General features: G+C 32.0%; 14 protein-coding genes. All 14 read right to left on the bottom strand.

The annotated features are described in order from the left end of the window. Positions 1–28: 28 nt before the first annotated feature. The 14 genes from CLAVI_RS03315 to CLAVI_RS03250 all read right to left on the bottom strand — a co-directional run bounded on the left by CLAVI_RS03315 (position 29) and on the right by CLAVI_RS03250 (position 19,554). On the bottom strand, positions 29–1,783 hold the full coding sequence (locus CLAVI_RS03315) for an ABC transporter permease (protein ID WP_194844180.1): 1,755 nt from the start codon (positions 1,781–1,783) through the stop codon (positions 29–31). Further along, entirely contained in the window at positions 1,780–3,258 is a 1,479-nt protein-coding gene (locus CLAVI_RS03310; protein WP_194844179.1) for an ABC transporter permease, read from the bottom strand. The genes CLAVI_RS03315 and CLAVI_RS03310 overlap by 4 nt, the downstream gene beginning before the upstream one ends. Further along, on the bottom strand, positions 3,255–5,294 hold the full coding sequence (locus CLAVI_RS03305; RefSeq protein WP_194844178.1) for an ABC transporter substrate-binding protein: 2,040 nt from the start codon (positions 5,292–5,294) through the stop codon (positions 3,255–3,257). Before CLAVI_RS03305 ends, CLAVI_RS03310 begins: the two co-directional genes overlap by 4 nt. A 100-nt stretch (positions 5,295–5,394) precedes the next feature. Continuing rightward, on the bottom strand, positions 5,395–7,482 hold the full coding sequence (locus tag CLAVI_RS03300; protein ID WP_194844177.1) for an ABC transporter substrate-binding protein: 2,088 nt from the start codon (positions 7,480–7,482) through the stop codon (positions 5,395–5,397). Between the two features lie 84 nt (positions 7,483–7,566). Then, positions 7,567–9,582 carry an ABC transporter substrate-binding protein gene (locus CLAVI_RS03295; RefSeq protein WP_194844176.1) on the bottom strand — a complete coding sequence of 672 codons (2,016 nt, stop codon included), beginning with the start codon at positions 9,580–9,582 and terminating at the stop codon, positions 7,567–7,569. Between the two features lie 331 nt (positions 9,583–9,913). After that, positions 9,914–12,028, bottom strand: coding sequence for an ABC transporter substrate-binding protein (locus CLAVI_RS03290; RefSeq protein WP_194844175.1), 2,115 nt, complete (start codon positions 12,026–12,028; stop codon positions 9,914–9,916). Positions 12,029–12,164: 136 nt separating this feature from the next. Continuing rightward, on the bottom strand, positions 12,165–12,872 hold the full coding sequence (locus tag CLAVI_RS03285) for a hypothetical protein (RefSeq protein ID WP_194844174.1): 708 nt from the start codon (positions 12,870–12,872) through the stop codon (positions 12,165–12,167). Between the two features lie 351 nt (positions 12,873–13,223). Then, entirely contained in the window at positions 13,224–13,934 is a 711-nt protein-coding gene (locus CLAVI_RS03280) for a hypothetical protein (RefSeq protein ID WP_194844173.1), read from the bottom strand. A gap of 126 nt (positions 13,935–14,060) precedes the next feature. Beyond that, a complete protein-coding gene (locus CLAVI_RS03275; RefSeq protein WP_194844172.1) occupies positions 14,061–14,462 on the bottom strand; it encodes a hypothetical protein in 402 nt (133 codons plus the stop codon). A 59-nt stretch (positions 14,463–14,521) separates the two neighbouring features. Further along, the gene (locus CLAVI_RS03270; protein WP_194844171.1) at positions 14,522–15,568 is read right to left on the bottom strand and encodes a tetratricopeptide repeat protein; all 1,047 of its coding nucleotides are present in this window, start codon (positions 15,566–15,568) and stop codon (positions 14,522–14,524) included. 265 nt (positions 15,569–15,833) lie between these two features. Continuing rightward, positions 15,834–16,595 (bottom strand): substrate-binding periplasmic protein, encoded by a 762-nt coding sequence (locus CLAVI_RS03265; protein ID WP_194844170.1) that lies wholly within the window; start codon positions 16,593–16,595, stop codon positions 15,834–15,836. A 144-nt stretch (positions 16,596–16,739) separates the two neighbouring features. After that, on the bottom strand, positions 16,740–17,321 hold the full coding sequence (gene rsmD, locus CLAVI_RS03260) for a 16S rRNA (guanine(966)-N(2))-methyltransferase RsmD (RefSeq protein ID WP_194844169.1): 582 nt from the start codon (positions 17,319–17,321) through the stop codon (positions 16,740–16,742). A gap of 134 nt (positions 17,322–17,455) precedes the next feature. Further along, positions 17,456–18,190: a metallophosphoesterase gene (locus tag CLAVI_RS03255; RefSeq protein ID WP_194844168.1), complete on the bottom strand. Its 735-nt coding sequence runs from the start codon at positions 18,188–18,190 to the stop codon at positions 17,456–17,458. Positions 18,191–18,231: 41 nt separating this feature from the next. Further along, positions 18,232–19,554, bottom strand: a complete 1,323-nt coding sequence (locus tag CLAVI_RS03250) for a sugar phosphate nucleotidyltransferase (RefSeq protein ID WP_194844167.1) — start codon at positions 19,552–19,554, stop codon at positions 18,232–18,234. Between the last annotated feature and the right edge of the window lie 56 nt (positions 19,555–19,610).

The following is a 19,610-nucleotide window of genomic DNA, read 5'->3' as shown; positions in this document are numbered from 1 at the left end:
GTTTTTTTATTGAAATAAAATATCTATCTTAATTTTTACTTTTAGGATCATATGCTTCCTGCAACCCATCACCTATCAAGGCGATACAAGCTAGAAAAATAGTTAATACTATAGAAGGCGGCCATAACAAATAACTTTCTCCAGGAAATACTGAAATAGCTTCATGCATCAAAACACCCCAAGATGAAGACCTTTCTTCGCCTAAGCCTAAAAAAGAAAGGGTATTTTCTGTACCTATCTTCGTCATAATCATAAACGGCAACATAGCAATAGTTGGAATCATAGCATTAGGTAATACCTGAGAAATCATAATTCTAAAATTACTATACCCTAAACTTCTAGAAGCTAATACATAAGGCCACATTCTTTGCTTTAAGGCTTCCGCACGAATAAAACGAGCAATACCAGTCCAACCAAACACTCCAATCACCATAATGCTAATAAACAATGACTTATTTTGACAAAAAGCAATGAGCATCAATAACATAAAAAAAACAGGCATTGTGTCCCAGATTTCAATAAATCTGAAAATAATCAAGTCAGTACGACCTGAAAAATATCCTGAAATCAAACCTAAAGGCACTCCTATCATTAGGGCTATACAAATAGTAGAAACCCCTACAATTAAAGCGACCCTAACTCCAAAAATCAAACCTGGCAATAAACTTTTTCTATTAATACGGGTTAAATTCCACCATGGAACTACTTTATTAAAAGATTGACTCCCTCCTGCATCTTCTTCCCAGTGAAAATTAGATAATAATGGTCTAAGAGTAAAAGATACCTGTCTTAATTCTTGATCAATCCAAGCATTCCTATCTTTAATCATAGTGAAAGAATCAGAGATCTTTTGATAATTTTCTTTTATCTTTTGAGCTTCCTGAAAAGCATCAATTACTGCTTTATTAGTTTTTTTATATTCTTCTATAGATAATTGTATTTTTTTATACTCTATAGAATTAGTGATTATAGAAAGCTGTTCATCTAATGATTTTAATTTCTGCGCAACAGGCAGATAATTAATTAATAACTCTCCCCAAATCTTAGATACATGCTGATAAGAACTCTCTAATTGCTGTTTTTCCTCTTGCAAACGCTGTAATCGATCTGCTTCATTACGTTTTTCTGTATTCCATAATGTAGGCATTAGATCGATATCAAGATCTGGACGAACAGCAACATATTTTTGTATTTTCTGATGCTGAAGAAGCTTATTCTGTCGTCTTACTAAAATTTGTAATTTTTCATACTGCGTCATGTGCTTAAGTTCAAAATCCCATAATCCTTTACGGGGAAATAAAGCTTCTTGAGTCATCTGAAAATCAGTAAATTCTTTATGATCATACTCAGCTTTAGCAAATCTTAAATGTGGATTACTTCGGGCAGGATCTTTAATAATTCCTTTAGAAATAATAGAGAATCCCAAAAATTGAACTACTACAGAAGCGATTATCAACCATTTCCACATTTTTCTATTTATCAGAAAAGATGACACTATCCCGATCAACAAAACAAACATAAACAAATTAAAAAACAGATCAACAGGTTTAGTATAAAAACCAGTGTAAAAAAGATAACGAAACCATGGAAAAAAGAACTTTCCCTGCCACTTGATAACCAATGGTTGAGAAGAAGCAAAAATAGGCGCATATATACCTATGATGCATAAAGTAATAAAAAGCCAAACGCCTAAAAGTCTAATTTTTTGTAGCTTAAATGATTTCCATAAATTGCTAAAAAAGCCCCTTGGCAGTTTAGCATCTTCTTCATTTTCATCACTCATAACAGCTTCTCATCAAAACGAATACGTGGATCTAGCAATGCATAGCATACATCAGCAACAAAACATCCTATTAGGGTAAGCCCTGAACCTGTCAGTACAGAAAAGAAAATAACATTATAATCTCGATTAATCACTGCTTCATAAAAAAACTTACCCATACCATTAATCTCAAAAACAGTTTCTATGACAATAGAACCACCTAAAATAGCACCTAAATAAGATGTCATTCCAGTAATAATAGTTACAAAAGCATTTCTACCAATATGCTTACGCCAGACATCATACTTTGATAACCCTTTAGCTCGGGCAGTTCGGACAAAATCCTTATCCATAACTTCTAAAAATGCTGTTCTAGATAACCGTGCTTTGACAGCTACTAACCCATACATAGCTGTAATAACAGGTAATAATAAATGCCTCAAGATATCTCCTAAGCGTTGAAAAGAACTCATTTGGCTAAAAACATCTTGAGAAGAAGATAACCCTGTATATGGGATAGGGACATGTGTAAAAGGAAACGTTTGATGTAAGGCCACCTTTTCTATAAGTAAAGGCGCTGCAACAAATGTTGGAACTGAAAATAAGATTAAAAAACAAAAATTTAATAAACGATCTGGCCATTTATTTTGCCATGCTGACATGATCATTCCAAAAACTAAAGAAAGGAAAAAAGCTAATAATAAAGGGATTACAGAAACAGCCAAAGAGTATTTTAAACGTTTTGCTACTTCTCGAATTACTGACTTATTATTATCACTTCTTAATGTACCAAAATCTAAGGCAAGTACTTTGCTAATATAACGGTAAAAACGAGTCTCTTTAATAAAAATTCTATATTTATCTCTAGAAGTAAATATAAAAGCTTCTCCTCCACCTTGTTCAGCAAGCCATTCATGAGCCTTAATCAATTTTTCATTAAAAATTTCTTCATTTAGCTGCGCAGGAAGACTCAAGGTATTTAAAAAAGCATTACTTTTAGCAATAAGCTTATTTCTTTCTTTTTGCTCTGAAGAAAGTCCTGCTCCAATCATTCCATGCTGTTGCCCACCTCTAATAAAAAGGCTTAATGCATAACGCCGAATATCTAATGAATTTTCTATATTTGAAGATTCATTTAGAAGAAGAGGCATAACATACCTTGCCTTATCTCCCCACTTAAGCCTCAACTTACTAAAGCCAATGCCTCCTTTACTCATTTCAATTAAAGCATCCCTAACTTCATCTTGTGAGACTAAAGGTCGTGTATTAAACAGTACTGGTAATGTTAGTCCAAAATGCTCTCGAAACTGTAGATACTGATCTGCATCTTGAACAGCACAGGTATCTGTGTCCCGACCTCCATCACCAAAAGCATCACTTCCTCCATACTCTACAAAATCTCCTGGAGCCAAATTGATAATAATAAAATTAACTAGCAATATTACGAAGAGAGTAACTGGCAATAAAAGTAATCTTTTAAAAAAATAACGTATCATGGGGCCATCCATATAGAACGAATATCTACATCATATTCTTCAGAGCCTGGAAATAAATCTTGTTTCATAGCAGGAACAAAAATATTTTTAATAGATTCTCTGTATACAATATCCTTATTTTGAGAAAAAAGAAAGGTATAGGGCGCCTTCTGATGAATCAATCTATGTAACTTATGATAATATGTTTGTAACTTCTGAAAATCTTCTTCATAATTAATTAATTCTATTAATCGATCTGCTTCTGGATCTATAAAGCCACACATATTTCCAGAACCTTTAGCAAGCGCTTCTTTTGAATACCAGTATATTCGAGGATTTAAGGGATCTCTACGTAATTTCCATGAATATAAAATAGCATCAAATACCTTATCATCAAAAACACGATTTATATCAGCAACATCTAGACCATAGGGTTGACAATCTACACCAATTTTCCAAAATGCTTCAGATAAATAGTCTGCTATTACACGCATTTGCTGATTTTTAACCAAATATGATAACCGAAAAGAAAAAGGTAGTAATTGTCCATCTACTATTTTTGTTCGAACACCTGTTTTAGGATCTTTAATCCATCCTTCATTTTCAAGCATAGCTTGAGCACGATCAGTATCAAAAGGCCAATCTTGTACAGTAGAATCTGCGTAAGAAGAAGCATGGAAAAAAGGCCCTGTTACAGGCACCGCTTGCCCATTTAAAAAAGCATTAATAATTTTTTGCTTATCCACTGCCATAGACAATGCTTGTCTAATAACTTCAGAGCTAAAAAGTGGGTGCTGGCAATTCCATCCAATATGAGTAAAATTTCTATCATAACAATGAAACTGCTCGATAGCATGCCCAGCTTCTTTTTGAGCTTTATACTCTTTACTTTGCATAAATTCTTTTAATCCAGCCTTACCACCAGGCAATAACGCAATATCAATCTCTTCTGCTTTAAAATCAGTAAATGCAGTTTCTGCTCCTTCTCTAATACGGATAATACGTTTTTCTACCAAAGCTTCTATTGGATTAAAATAATAAGCATTGCGTTCTAATACAATTCTATCATCACTAAATTCCCGAAAAACATATGGCCCACAACTCACAACATAATTTAAAGCCCAATGCATGGTCATATGTTGAGCCCATACAGAATTTGTGCAATAAGTATCTTCTTTGTGATCATCTTCAATAATTTTTGTTCCATCTTTATTGTAAGCATAAATAAAAAATGGAATTGGTCGTATAGCCATAGTGACATGTTCTGCCATAAAGTTAAGACGTTCTACTATGCTTCCATCTTCATCTTTTACTTTATGTGCCTTCCAACGAACAATGATCTTATGATTATCAATAACCTTAACAGCCACTAAATCTTTACAAAAGGCTCTCCACGCAGTAGCCCTTCCCCCAAAAATATTAGGATTAACAACACAGTCATAAAATAATTTGTAATCTTGAGCTACAACAGGATGTCTTTTAAAAAAAATAGGCGCAGGCATTGCATAACTGGGAAAACATTTTGGATTTAATGGTTCCCAAAAAAGATCTTTTCTTAAATAAACAACAAAATCAATGCATCCTGGTTCTTCAGAAATATGCCTTTCTATTTTTAATGCTCCTTCTGAAGTATAACGTGCTCTACAACCTCTTTGTACCTTACCTAATTTAACTCCACATAATTCATATAATTCATAAACATGCTCTGTAGCTCCAAAAAAATATAAATTATCTGGTCTATAAGGAATAGAAGTACGCAAGACACCTTTTGGATGAAAATTATTTCCTAACAAAGAAGGCAATATATTAGAAAAAAAAGGATCTTTTTGAAGTAAGTTAGGGTAAGTAGGATCTCCAATATCTTGAGATTTTATCGGTAATGCCCCTATTGTTATTGGCTTATTGTCTATAAGGATTTTTTCTAACTTATCATGAATCCTTATGAATGAAGCTTCTGCTTTTTGAAAGCGTTGTTCTGTTTTTTTAATAAATGAATAAGTAAATATTAGGCATAGAACACTCATGCAAGAAAAGATGAGATAAAAAAGACGCTTCATGCAGACAAGACCCTAAAAAAAAGCATTATCTAAAGGCATTCTTTTTGCGTCAAACCAATTAAATACTTAAAGCTGCTAAATAAAAAACAATCAAAATTTCTTAATTTCTTTCTATCCATATAGATTCATCATCTACCTGATCATCTTCAGCACCTGGAATAAGATCTTGTCTTTCTTTTGGAACAAAAAAATTCTTAATATATTCGCGATAAACCATTGGCAGCTTTCGCTTAACAAGAAATGTGTAAGGAGATTCTTCCACAATTAATTTATGTAACCGATAATATAATTGTGTTCTCTTAGCCCTATCAGTTTCGTAACTCAATAACTCTATCAGCATATCTGCCTCCTGGCTAACAAACCCAACAAAGTTTAAAGACCCTTTCTGGGTAGCTCCTTCTGAATGCCATATAGGCCTTGGATTAGGATCCCCTAAACCAAAAGTCCAACCTAGTAATAACGCATCAAATGTTCTATCTTCTGTAACCATGCTTAAGTCAGTTCTACCTACTCCATAAGGTTCGCAAACTATCCCTATTTCTTTAAAAGCTACTGCTACTGTTTCAGCAAGGTTTTTATTTGTTTGGCCTTTATTATAGTAATGTAATCTAAAACGAAAAGGGACCCTTTTCCCATCTATCATTTTATCCCTAATGCCATCTCCATCAAGATCTATCCAGCCTGCTTTATCTAATAGTCTTTTTGCTTCTTCTGGATCAAATGGCCAATTTTTTATAGAAGGATCACAAGCATAAGTTTCTGAATAAAATGGTCCATTAACCACTTCTGCGGCATTATTTAATACGCTTCTTACAAGTCCTTCTTTATCTATAGCTAAACAAAGAGCTTGGCGCACTAATTTTGATTCAAAAAATTTATTTTGCATGTTCCATCCTAAATAATTATAGGATCTTTGGCTTATATTTTTTTGAAATATAGCTTCTTGTTGGGCTTCTTGAGCTAGATATTCTGCACTATTCATAAATTTTTCAAGAGCTTCTTGGTCATTATAAGGCAAGTACATGACATCATTTTTACCCATCTTGAAATCATGAAAAACGCTCTCCTGACTATCTTTAATATGATAAATTCGTCGATTAATCAGAGCTTTTTTCTGATCAAAATAATGAGGATTTCTATCTAATATAATTTTATCCCTAGAAAAAGAATTAAATATCCATGGACCACAACTAACAATATACTGCCGGGCCCAATGGCTACTAAAATTTTGAGCCCAAATAGAATGCTTTCTATAGATGTCTGGATCTATATCATCCTCTATAATTTTGCTGCCATCAGAAAAATAACGAAATACAAAAGAAGGTAATGGGGAAAAATATAATGTTGTCTTCTTAGCATCGTGTATCACTTTTCTTATAGGATTACCATCTGTATCAATGGTATCTTTAGGCTTCCAGCGAATGATAAATGTATAGTCATCAACAACATGAATAAACTCAATATCTGCATAATATGCTTTAAATCCTATCGCCCTTCCTTCTACAACATAAGGATTCATGATAGCATCATATTTAAACTTAAAATCATGCGCTGTAACAGGATGTTTTTTCATGAAAAAAGGTGATAACACCATTGTATTTGGAAAAGCTTGAGCCCGTAAAGGTTCCCAAAAAATATCTTTTCTTAAATAAATATGAAACTCTCTGGCATCAGGATTATCAGCAGGAATCACCTCTTCTATCTTTCTTGCTAATCCTGGAGCAAAATCTGAAGATTTACCTTTATGTAAAATTCCTAAAGAAGGCACACATAAGCTGTAAAAATCAGCAACATCTGAAAAAATACTAAATGGATGTAAATGATCTGGCTGGCCCATCGTAACTAAAGAATATGTTCCTTTAGGATGAAAATTTTTAGGTAAAAGTTTTGGTAAAACTTCAACAAAATAAGGGTCTGGAGTTAAAATGTTAGATAATTCTGGATTACCTAAAAGATTATCTTCAGAATTCTCTATAGGCAAAGCACTTATCTGTTGTCCTGAATGAATATTGGTCTCTTGTTCAGATAGTTGAACACAAACATTTTTTACCTTTTCTTCCAAAGCTACTAATGTTGATGTTAATACCTTAAGATCTTTATTGATTAATTGCGTAGACCAAAAAACCATCCCTAAAAGTAGTAAAAAGACTACTTGGAAGACACGAATAATGTTATTATTTTTTTTCATATCCTAATTCCATCTAAGGAAATATTTTTTAGCTACACTATCAATTTGAATATTCTTTTGAAACAAATTAATCTATCTCAACAATTACTTATTTTCTGTAATCCATAAAGATCTCATATAAAGATCTTCATCACTTGCTTTTGGAATAATATGCTTATTATCAGCAGGGACAAAAATATTTTTTATAAACTTTCTATGTAATAATTTCTTTTTTCTAGTAAATAAAAATAAGTATGGAGACTCTTCATGAAGCTTTTGATGAATTTTATGATAGATACCTTCTCTATGAATCAGATTTTTTTCATACAATAATTGGTCTATCCAAAGATCTACATCTGGATTTTGAAATGAAACTCCATTCAAAGAGCCTTTTTCTTCAGCAAAATCAGAATGCCAAAATGGCTTGGGATTCTGAAACATATTCCCTATCTTCCAACTAGTCATAATGGCATCAAAACTTTTCTCCTGCCAAGCAAAAGAAAAATCAGCTAAATCTAAGCCAAATAAACGACAATCAATCCCTATTTCTTTTAAGGAAAGCGCTATGTGTTCACAAAGATTTTTCATAAAGTGACTTTTTGCAAAGTAACATAATTTAAATCTAAATGGAACACGCTTTCCATCAATAATTTTTTCTCTAATGCCTGTTCCCTCAGTATCTCTCCACCCTTGCTGATCTAGTATCGCTCTTGCTTCTTCTGGAGAAAATGGCCAATCTTTTACTGATTTATCATATTCTAAAGAACCATGAGCAAAAGGACCTGTTACTGATATAGCTGTTGAATTAAGTTGTTGCTCTATCAACCTTTGCTTATCAATTGCCATTGCTAAAGCTTGTCTAACTTTTTTATCATTAAAAAATTTGGAATTACAATTCCATCCAACATAATAATAAGAATGCTCTTTAGCATATATGGTTTCTATGCCCTCTCCTTTAGCTTCCTGACCTGCATACTCGCTACTTTTAAAAAATTCTTCCATTTGTGCTGTATGAGTAGCAGGCTCTAAACATAGATCTATCTTACTATTTTTAAAATCTTGCAACAAAGCTTCTAGATTTTCTTTAATAAAAATAATTTTTTTTTCATATAAACATGCGTAAGGAAAAGTAGTATTTTGATTTCGCTCAAAACAAATTCGATCATCTAATATTCCAGAAAATACTAATGGCCCACAACTTACAATATAATTACCTGCCCAATGAGACATGAAATTACGAGCCCATTCAGAATGAAGCTGATAGTTCACCTCTTCATCATCCTCTACGATCTTGTCCCCATTAGCGAAATATTGGTAAACAAATACAGGAAGAGGTTTCATCGCATATAAAGCGTCATACAAAGATGCTGATAGATTGAACTCTGTCTTACCTTGATTATTTTTGACCTCATGAGCACGCCAAAAAATACTAAAAGTAAAATCATCTATCACCTTAAATTCAGCAATATCTGAATATGTTGCTCTTAAAATAGTAGCCTTTGTTTTAGAAACATAAGGATTCATAACAGCATCATAAGCAAATTTAAAATCATGAGCTGTAACAGAATGCTTTAAAAAAAACCATGGCGATAGATTAAATTTTTCTGGAAAACAAGCTACATTGAGTGGTTCCCATAATATATCCTTTCTAAGATATATCCTCATTTCACGCAAAGAAGGGTCATGTTTAACAGAATGCTCTTCTATCTTAGAAGCTAACCACCCTGTCCATAAATTCTTACTTCCAACATGAAGAGCCGCTAATGATGGTACGCTATACTCATACTGATCCACTACATTTTGAAAATTATTAAAAGGATGTAAATCATTTGGACGTCCAACACATCCAACGCGCAATACCCCTTTAGGAACAAAATCTGGGCTAAGTAATTTTGGTAAATAATCTGTAAGGTATGGATCTGAAGACAGTAAGTTGATCTTGGAAGGATCTCCTAGATCTATTTCTATAGAGCTGGCCTCTTGTTTATCAAGTGCTACATCTACTACAGTAGTTTTTGAGTTTTGCCATATTTTGTCTTCAAAATCATTAAAAACACGCTCTAGCTTATATGAAAACTGTAGCATTCCTTTGATCTTTCTTTCCAAGTGCTCAGAACGCATATAAAACATCAATGACAAAAAAAATAATAAAAACGCAAAAAATAAAGAAAATATATTAGAGCGATTCATTGAAAATTCTCCACAACATAGGCTAGATTATTCATTGCTATAAAAAATACTACTATGATTACTATAAGATCACTTTGAGGACAATATGTCTTTCTGTAGATCAATTAAAAATGACTTAAAATCTAGTTAATTTTTAAAAATTTTACCTAGGACTAAGTGACTTTCATATATAGTTAAGATGGGCATATCTTAGCCTTTTATATCTTTATATTAACTATTTTTAATAAATAGCGATATGCCATAAAAATCACATTTAATTTTTTCATTTTCTAGACAGAATTATATTTTTATTAGAAGGAATAGCCTTCTTAGGTAAGTTTTCAAAAAATAATGCTCCTTGATACAGATTAGCACTACTAGCACCTGGAATATCTTTTTGATTATGATAAGGCACAAAAATATTTTTTATAGGCTCCCGATAACAAGTTTTTATTGTTCTGGTAAATAAAAAAAGATATGGCGCTTCCTCATGAATAATTTGATGAAGCTTATGATAAATACCCCTTCGTTGTTGAGGATCATTTTTACATGTTAACAAATCAATCAAGCCATTTACTTGACTGTTACTAAAACCAACTACATTTTCTCGATTATTTTGAGAATGAGATGCAGACGAATACCATGCATCTCGTGGATTTTGCAGGCCAAAAATAGATGGAGAACACATAAACATCGCATCAAAATTATGTTCTTCCCAGTACTGACTAAGATCTGCCATATCAAGACCAAAAATTTGACAATCAATACCGATTTTCCAAAGTGATAAGCTTATATATTCACAAATATTTTTCATAAAAAGGCTCTTAGCATAATAAAAAAGCTTAAATGAAAAAGGCTCCCACTTATCATCTATTTTTTTATATCTAAAACCATTGCCCTTCTGGTCTATCCAACCTTCTTGGTCTAAAATCTCTTTAGCTTTTTCTTGATTAAACACCCAGTCTTTTACCAAGGGATTATATGCTGAAGAATTTAATGAAAAAGGACCTGTTACAGATAAAGCAGCTCCATTTAATATTTGCTGAATGATAATTTCTTTATCTATAGACATGCAGATAGCCTGTCTCAATTGCTTATTCTCAAAAAATCTTGAACGACAATTCCAAGCTATATACATATACTTATTGTCTTGGCTAATGATGGTTTGTATCTTTTTTCCTTCTGATGCTTGAATAGCGTATTCATGGCTCTTCATGAATTCTTCTACCCCATCTACCTGACTTACTGGCTCAACACAAATATTTAAATCACCAGCTTTAAAAGCTTGAAATGCTGATTCAATATTATCCTTAATAAATATATTTTCTTTTTTGATTAAAGATGCGTAAGGATCAAAAAAATCATTATTTCTTTCCAAGGATATTTTTTCATCTGTAGAACCTTTAAAGATCATAGGACCACAACTTACTATATAATTGTTTGCCCAATGAGTCCAAAAATTATGAGCCCATTCTGAACTAATTTGGTATGTATCAATATCTTTATCATCTTCTATAATCTTTTCCCCATTAGAAAAATATTTATAAACAAACGATGGTAAAGGAGACATCTGCAACATGCTAGCTCTAGAAAAGCATGAGCTACATTTTTGCAGCTCTCCTTGCTCATCACATAGCTGGTGTGCTTTCCATCGAACAATGAACGTAAAATCATCAATCACTCTAAAATCAATAATATCTGCATATTCTGTTTTTAAAATATCTGCTCGCATTCCCCTAACATAAGGGTTCATAACTGCGTCATAAAAAAATTTAAAATCATGAGCTGTAACAATATGAGATTGTAAAAAATGATGATCTAATTTTAATTTTTGAGAAAATAAATCTGGAGATAATGGATGCCAGTAAACATCTTTTCTTAAATGTACGCGATACTCTATTCCTTCTGGCAATACTGTTTCTTCTATGCATATAGCAAAATTAGGGGCTCTTTCTTCATTTTTTCCTACATGGGGAACTGTTAATTTTCCCACACATTTATCATACAAATCTTGAACTGCTATAAAGCCATTGAAAGGATATAAATTATTTGGTCGTACAACACAGGAAGTATTAAGCTCTCCATCTGCAACAAAATTTGATCCTAGTAACTTTGGCAAATATTCCATTTTATAGGGATCTAACCTTAATAAATTAGGCTTTAAAAATAGATCTGGATCATAATTAATAGCCATTACATCATGATATTTACCTATACTAGATGCATTATCATTCAAATTTTTAGATGAAGTTTGAATAAGTTCTTTCTCTAATTTTTCAAAAATTATATTTATTTTTTTAAAATTTTTATTAACATGCCAATAACTAAAAAAAGAACCCATCAGAACAACGACAAAGACAATAACCCCATAGATAATGTTATATTTTTTGCCTTTCATATAACCTTTTCCATGTAATAACCCAATCTATCAAGATATTCTGAACAAAAAAAAACGCCAAGGAAAATCCCTTGGCGATGCCAGTGTTTATTCAATATTTATGAACAACAATAATATTAAAAAAACATTTCTTTAACTATTTAAGCCATGGAAATTTTGGCATTGGTGCTACTTCTGGAATATCTTTTAAAATTTCTTCTTCAGTTATTACAACATCAGAATCTTCTTCAGTAATCTCCAGTGTAGCTGTTTCTTCTGTAACATTCGCGCTCATGCGTAACATTGATCTTATGTCTACTACAAGATCTGCACCATTTGCATCTAAGTCATCTGAATCTAAATCTAAATCATCTAAATCATCTAAATCATCTAAATCATCTAAATCTAAATCATCTGCATCTAAATCATCTGCATCTAAATCTGAATTAACTTCATCTGATACATCATCAGCATCTGTTTCATCTAATTTAAAAAAATCTTCTAACTCTGTTGCAGGAATGCTTTTGAAATCACTTCCTAACTCATCAATAGATTCCTCTTCTGAAGTTACTTCTTCTTCAATAATTTCAGCATCTTTATCCCAAGGCATTTTTAAAGCATCAGTCTTTACTGTTACTAGGCCCTTTAGGGAGAAGCGACAACCTTGAGTAGAATCAGTTACTTCAACTTCTTCTACTTTATCACCTTCTTCTTTTTCTTCTACTGGATTAGAAAAATTTTCTTCAGCTTGTTGTACTTGTAAAACAAAACTGGAAGGGCTAGCTTGAATAGTTTGAGGTGCTGCAGCGTAAACAATCATGGATGCAAAACCACTAAGCAAAACTGCTGTCATGAATTTTTTCATTTTTTTCTCCTGGTTATAAATATCCCTGGTAGTCTTTTCTTTAGATTGAAATACAATCTATAATAAAAGATCCACTGAACGGGCAAGGCTATTGTAACATATACTAACTCTTGAAAGCAAGCAAGTGAGCGCCCTCTAACACCCTTGGAAAGGGTTTTTATAAATAACTAGAAATCTCTATTTCTAACTAACACTTTATCTCTATGAACGCTATCTCAGGCGCGCTAAATCTAAGCTCATTCTCAGATATTTTTGAAAAAAATCTTTTTTAAGCAAAAAAGAAGAGAAAATTTTTACTTTTAATTTAGCTCATTAAGATTTTTTTTTGATTTGAGATAGCTTCACCCATCTTTATAAGCCTGCTTGCACAATCACAAAAAATTGCTCTTTTGAGTCAATTAATGAAAAATTTTCTTTTTTCTTTGCCTCAATATTTTTTGTGCTTTTTTGTTTTTTTGACCTTTCTAGCAAATGCGACAACCATCTTTCGTCTATAGATGAATTATTTAACTGGCCTTCTATATCAAAAAAAGCCTTCTTTAATCTTAATGGGCGGCTCTTGCTTGCTTTGCCCTTCTCATCCTTATCTATCGTAAATGATTTTGCACCATCTTGAAAAACAGGTTTTTTAAACTGATGATTAATTAACTGTTCTAAAGAAAAAATAATCTCTTCAACTGAGCTCATTGTTGATAACGAGAATGTTTGGCAAATATCTGGAAAATCTTCAATAAACCACAACACCTCTTCTATACCTGGATTAGTAACAACAAAAGTACATTTGCTTCCAGAAAATAATACCCTAACATCTCGATGATCATTATCTTGATCCACTGAAGAAAAATTTTCTTCTTCCTGAAGAAAATTCCATGGCTCACTCGATACTCTTTTACGAGAATGATTTTGGTTAGTCTTAGTTAAATTTTTCTCAAACCAATAGCAGTGTATATCTTTTTGACATGCTGATCTCATCATTGTATTACAAAACTCATGTTCTACAGCAAAGCTTTTGTAAAAAAATATATATGTTGCCCAGACAACTATCTTTAATAGTATTTTCATAAATCTTCCTAGCAATCTTTTTTTTTAAAACGTTGCTACAGCTTAGAAAAAAAAACTATACAATGAACCAATAATTCCTTTCTACCACAAGACCTTATATGATAAAAATAAATTTTAAAAGAATACCTAAACTACAATTAATAGCTTTTTAGGCATATGAAATAACCCTAGTAATATAAGAATAACTCCTCCCGAAGTGAACACAATTGGTAATACCAGTCCTGTGTCTTTAATCAAGTTACTTAAACCCCATCCAATACTTTGAATAAAAGATAAGGCTTCAGGGCCTCCCCTTGACTGTAAACAAAATCCTATAATTGCTAAAAAAGAAAATAATAACATCCCGATCCCAATAATAATTACTGTGCTCATGACTCTTCTAACAATGATTTGGTTCTTTGGTAATATGAAATCAGATTTATAGGGCAATAAAGCAATTGGTTCTATTGATGAAGATCGAGAATGACCTTTTGATTCACCATGAGCCTGCATAGATCCAGACCAAGAAGAAGATGATGAAATAACCATTTTAATATGAATATTAATAATATGAATTAAATAATATAACAAAATTTATTAATATTCAACTAAAATTCATGCATATATGAACCATAAAAATTAATTAATTTTTTAGCTTTTTGAGAATGAGTTCTTTTTAATCTTTCATAAATACGCAATCCTTGAGCATTCATCCCTTGACGAAAATACAAAACACCTAATTTAAAAAGAGTATCTTCATCCCCTGGACGTAATTGTAAAACAATTTCATATTCACGAATCTCTTCTAAAGGCATCTGTAAGTCATGATAACTATAAGCTAACTGCACATGTACCCAAGGATTACCTGGAGCATAATCATTAAGGATTTTAAATTCTTCAATTGCACGCTCTGCAGTGAAGCGAAATCGTTCTTTCATTTCTTCTGAATATCTTTCCTTAGGCACCCATGTAGCACCCTCTCCTTCAAGCTCTTTTTCAGGATAGGCATATAACCCTGAAAGCATAACATAAGCATTAGCCAGTGCTGCATGTGCTCCTAAATCTGTGGGTTCACATTGTACAACTTTTAAATGTTCTTCAATAACAATACTAAATAAGAATTCACGCCCTATATAGATATCTTTCCAGTGTAACAATCCACTGATTTTTTTTATCATCGAAGAAAATACCTTTAAAAAGGTTGGGGGAGCATAATAACCATATTCTTTTTCATTCAGTACAATAGCAAATCGATGCGCTGCATTAGCTAAAGCCATATAATGCTCAGGCACATCTTCTTTATATTTTATAATATGACGACAGCGCTCTAAATATCCTTCAAATATAGATCTTAACCGAGCAGATTTTGTACTTTGCCAATACACCCGCATTAAAAGAAAAGAAAAGATGGACATGAAGAAAGTTGCAGCCATCAATAATGCTAACACATTATTTTTAAAAACAAAAAAAGCAGAGATAAAAGTAATAATTTCACTCATAAACAGAGTGATAAACAAAAGATTTACTAAAGTATAACCACACAGTAATTTACTAATTTGTTTTAATACAGGACTCCATAAAGACATTATCTTTGCTTGATAATGCTTCTTGTCCATCATACTTTCTTTTGAAGCAACTTTTTGAAAAGCATTCATGATATGATTCGTAATGAGCTAGCATTATGTTGATAAACAACTATAGACTTTGCTACATAAGCATAGTCTTTCATAAAAACCCTCTTATTATCACCTGTCAAAGGCTTACAATGAGTAAGAATCTCATCCTCTAATGCTATTCTTTATAGATCTATGATTTTCTTGGCAAAAAAAATATTACTCATTGACTCATCTACTTACTTGAGCATATTTTTTTTAAAAAATAATTGAAACAAATTTTATGATTATTAATAACTTTAGAAATCTATAACAAAAAAAAATTTCTTTTTATTTGAGCTAAACTGCCATTTCTTTTTCTAAATTCTTTTTGAAGAAATAAGTCAAACGCTTCTATTAAATCATTATGAGTATCTTTCAAAGTAATTAAACGGACCCCTTCATCAGTTAAAGGATCTGTAACAATCTTAATTTCTTTAGCAAATTCTTTCTGGATTAGTTGCTGCGCTTCTATATAAGGTAATAAAATACCATCATAACGTCCTTTTAAAAGCTCTCCAATAGCTACCACTGGCTTTTCATAAAAACTAATAATAATATCTGGAACAGATGCAATAATAGATATGGAAGAGTCTGCTTGATTCACTGCCATAATTTTTTTTGAAAAATCCATGATATTTCTAAAAGAGGAATCAGAACGAACAACTAAGACTGGACCTGTCAATAAAATAGGTTTAGAAAAATGATAGCGTTCCATAGATTCACGCCCTACAGTAAGCATAGAAAACGCTGCATCAAATTTTTTACAGTCTAAACCCTCTCTTAAAGTTTCTGCATCTGCTGATACAATAAGCAACTCGCTTTTCATCTTTGCAGCAACAATACTTGTCACCTGATTGATTAAACCATTAATATTAGACGTTTGCACACCAAAGTTAAATGGTAACCAATCTCCATCTCTTGCGATAGTATAAGTGTTTTTTCTTTTATAACATCCTGAACAACATAGACAAAGTAATATAAAAATCCCTAATTGATATTTTAAATATTTATTTAAGATTTTTTTCATCTTCCCTTTCTTTCTCTTTGACGCAAAGAAAACATTGATCTTATAAATAAAGGCTCTTCTTCAACACTTCATACCTATAAAGCCATTGCACTACACATTAGCTCTTAGACAAGTAATATATAAACATTTTTTATCAAAATATTTCTAATTAGAAAATACTTCTTCTTTATAACGATATTCAGCTAAGAGAGCAGAGCCTGCTTTTCGCATACTACGTAATTCAAGAACATCACTCCCCACAGGTGGAGTAATTCTATCTCCACTTTCAAAAAATAAAACACCATTTGGAGCTAAAATTTTAGCTCCAATAATTAACTCAAATAAATCTTTATAAGCTCTTGGTCTTTCTAATATCTCATATGGAGGATCAACATAAATGAAATCAAAAGTCCCTCTAAAAGAAGTCTTTAATAATGGGAAAACATCTTTTTTTACTATTTTAACTGACGCTTTTTCGCCCAATAACTCCATATTATTATAGAGAGAACGAACCCCTAGAAAAGACTTTTCAACAAAAATAACAGAAGCAGCTCCTCGACTAAGAGCCTCAAAACCAATAGCACCACTACCAGCAAAAAGATCTAAACAAGCAGCACCAACGATTTGATCTTGGATGACATCAAAAACTTTTTGCCTTAACGCCTCTGTAGTTGGCCTTATACTATTTTTCCCTAACACTCCTAAAGCACGACCTTTATGCTTGCCTGCGGTAATACGTAAAACCATGATTCCTCTTTTTTTGTTATCCATTGAGCAAATTAAAAAGAATTTCCATTTAAAATGGATAAGATAAGATATTATAACCTAGATAGGTGCTAAAAAACATCTGACTAATTATAAATAATATCTTTTTTGAAGATTTATAAAATTTTTAAAGGCTGAAAAGAAAGATAATCAGCAGCTACAAGAAAATATTTTGTCTCTCCTGCTACTTGAAAATGTGCTGTTGGATAACGCACATTATGCAAATGACCAAATACACAAATAGAAACACCATAATCTTCAAGAATTTGAGAAATAATCGTTTTTTTACCATCTGTTCCAATAGGTGGATAATGAGTCATCACAATTTTTATACGATCATCAGAAGGTAACTGCTGTAATACCGCCTTTAATCGCTCTATTTCTCTTTGAAAAATTTTTTGATCTTGTTCTGTTTCTTGATATTCATAATCAAAATTTACATTCTCATAAATATCTCTATCTATATGAATAGCTGAGGATTCCCACAAACGGGTACCTGTTATGACATATTGATCACTAAAATATACAGTTTGCTGAATAGGAATAATACTTGTAGGAAAAACTTGCTTCATCTTAGCTAGAGAACTCCACCAAAAATCATGATTTCCTTTAATCATAATTTTAGTTCCTGGTAAAGCATCTATAAAAGCTAAATCTTTTTCAGCTTCCTCTAGCTTTCCAGCCCATGAGATATCCCCTGCTAATAACACTAGATCTTCATCTTTAACAAGAAAAGACCAATTTTTTTCTATCTGAGCCATATAGTTATCCCAGCGTGAACCAAAGATATCCATACTTTTCGCTGCATTCCCATTACAAAGATGTAAATCTGCTATTGCCCAAACATTCACTTAATAATCTTCTTATTACAAAACAAAAACCCTGAACTTTATCAAAAAACATAATTGTTTGGAATGACAGTCCCTCTAGGAACAATAACTACCCCATCCCTAACTACAAGATAACCATTTGGGCAATCATATTCTTGATGCCCCTGTTTATTAACCAACTGGACACCATTCCCTATAGAAGCATTTTCATCTATAATAGCTTTTTTAATATAACAATCTTGCCCAATACCTATAGATGAATAAATAGGAGATGCTGAGTAACTTCCATTACCTAAAATCAATGAATTATGTATTTGTGAATTTTTTCTTACCACAGAACGTATTCCAACAATACTATCACATACTTCTGCTGTTTCAATAACACTACCTTCACATAATAAAGAGCTCTTAATAATAGCATTAGAAATCACAGCTCCTGGTAAATGATGATGCTTACTAAAAATCATGCCTTCTTCATTATAACAAGAAAATGCATCTATATTGCTTTGTGGATGTGTAGTTAAAGCCATATTGGCATTATAATATGATTTAATAGTGCCAACATCTGCCCAATATCCATTATGGATATAAGCAAACACATTATTTTTTTGAATCTGTGTTTGAATAAGATGCTTACCAAAATCCTCTCTATCATCCTCAGCTAGTAAATCCTCTAACACATCTTTTCTAAAAAGATATATTCCTAAAGAACCTAGAAAAGGCTTGTCTGCAAAGGTATTATTTTGATCCTGAGAACGATACTTCTCTAAGATAGCTGGATCTGTAGGTTTTTCATAAAAAGAACATATTTTTCCTTTCTTATCTGCTATAGAAACTACTCCCATACGAGTGGCTTCTTTTTCCGTAACTGCTTGAGTTACAATCATCATCCCTACATCTTGTTCTTTTGCACGCTGAATCATCTCTTGGAAATTAATATTATACAACTGATCTCCAGAAAGAATAAGGACATATTCTACCCCAGCAATATCTAAATGCTTCATATTTTTCCTAATAGCATCTGCTGTCCCATGATACTCTTTCCCCTTACCTTTTTCAGGAACCAATAATTTGATCTGATTTTGAGAAATTCCTGCAGAAAAATAGGTCTTATGTAAATGTTCTTCTAAGATATTAGAAAGATATTGACCTATGACAAAAATATGAGATAACCCTGAATTTATTGCATGAGAAATTGGGACATCTATCAAAGTATAACGTCCTCCGAATCCCATTGCAGGCTTACAACGACTTTTAGTTAAAGGAGATAATCTCTTTCCTTCACCTCCACCCAAAATAACCACAACAACATTATCCTGAACAGATTTCTCTGAAATATTTTGAGGCAAAAAATAATTTTTAAAGAAGGATTTATTAGAATGCATTGAATCCCTTTTTATTGTCATTTTTAAATAAATAAATAAATAAAACAACTTCTTTA

It is taken from the genome of Candidatus Clavichlamydia salmonicola (genome assembly GCF_015356765.1).
GTDB lineage: Bacteria > Chlamydiota > Chlamydiia > Chlamydiales > Chlamydiaceae > Clavichlamydia > Clavichlamydia salmonicola.
This window is presented reverse-complemented; position numbering and strand designations above follow the sequence as displayed.

Excerpts from the sequence above, each read along its gene's own strand:
- CLAVI_RS03295 (WP_194844176.1), bottom strand. The coding sequence starts at position 9,582 with ATGCGTTCTGAGCACTTGGAAAGAAAGATCAAAGGAATGCTACAGTTT.
- CLAVI_RS03300 (WP_194844177.1), bottom strand. The coding sequence starts at position 7,482 with ATGAAAAAAAATAATAACATTATTCGTGTCTTCCAAGTAGTCTTTTTA.
- CLAVI_RS03315 (WP_194844180.1), bottom strand. The coding sequence starts at position 1,783 with ATGAGTGATGAAAATGAAGAAGATGCTAAACTGCCAAGGGGCTTTTTT.
- CLAVI_RS03250 (WP_194844167.1), bottom strand. The coding sequence starts at position 19,554 with ATGCATTCTAATAAATCCTTCTTTAAAAATTATTTTTTGCCTCAAAAT.
- CLAVI_RS03310 (WP_194844179.1), bottom strand. The coding sequence starts at position 3,258 with ATGATACGTTATTTTTTTAAAAGATTACTTTTATTGCCAGTTACTCTC.
- CLAVI_RS03290 (WP_194844175.1), bottom strand. The coding sequence starts at position 12,028 with ATGAAAGGCAAAAAATATAACATTATCTATGGGGTTATTGTCTTTGTC.
- CLAVI_RS03270 (WP_194844171.1), bottom strand. The coding sequence starts at position 15,568 with ATGAATGCTTTTCAAAAAGTTGCTTCAAAAGAAAGTATGATGGACAAG.
- rsmD (WP_194844169.1), bottom strand. The coding sequence starts at position 17,321 with ATGGTTTTACGTATTACCGCAGGCAAGCATAAAGGTCGTGCTTTAGGA.
- CLAVI_RS03305 (WP_194844178.1), bottom strand. The coding sequence starts at position 5,294 with ATGAAGCGTCTTTTTTATCTCATCTTTTCTTGCATGAGTGTTCTATGC.
- CLAVI_RS03275 (WP_194844172.1), bottom strand. The coding sequence starts at position 14,462 with ATGGTTATTTCATCATCTTCTTCTTGGTCTGGATCTATGCAGGCTCAT.
- CLAVI_RS03280 (WP_194844173.1), bottom strand. The coding sequence starts at position 13,934 with ATGAAAATACTATTAAAGATAGTTGTCTGGGCAACATATATATTTTTT.
- CLAVI_RS03285 (WP_194844174.1), bottom strand. The coding sequence starts at position 12,872 with ATGAAAAAATTCATGACAGCAGTTTTGCTTAGTGGTTTTGCATCCATG.
- CLAVI_RS03265 (WP_194844170.1), bottom strand. The coding sequence starts at position 16,595 with ATGAAAAAAATCTTAAATAAATATTTAAAATATCAATTAGGGATTTTT.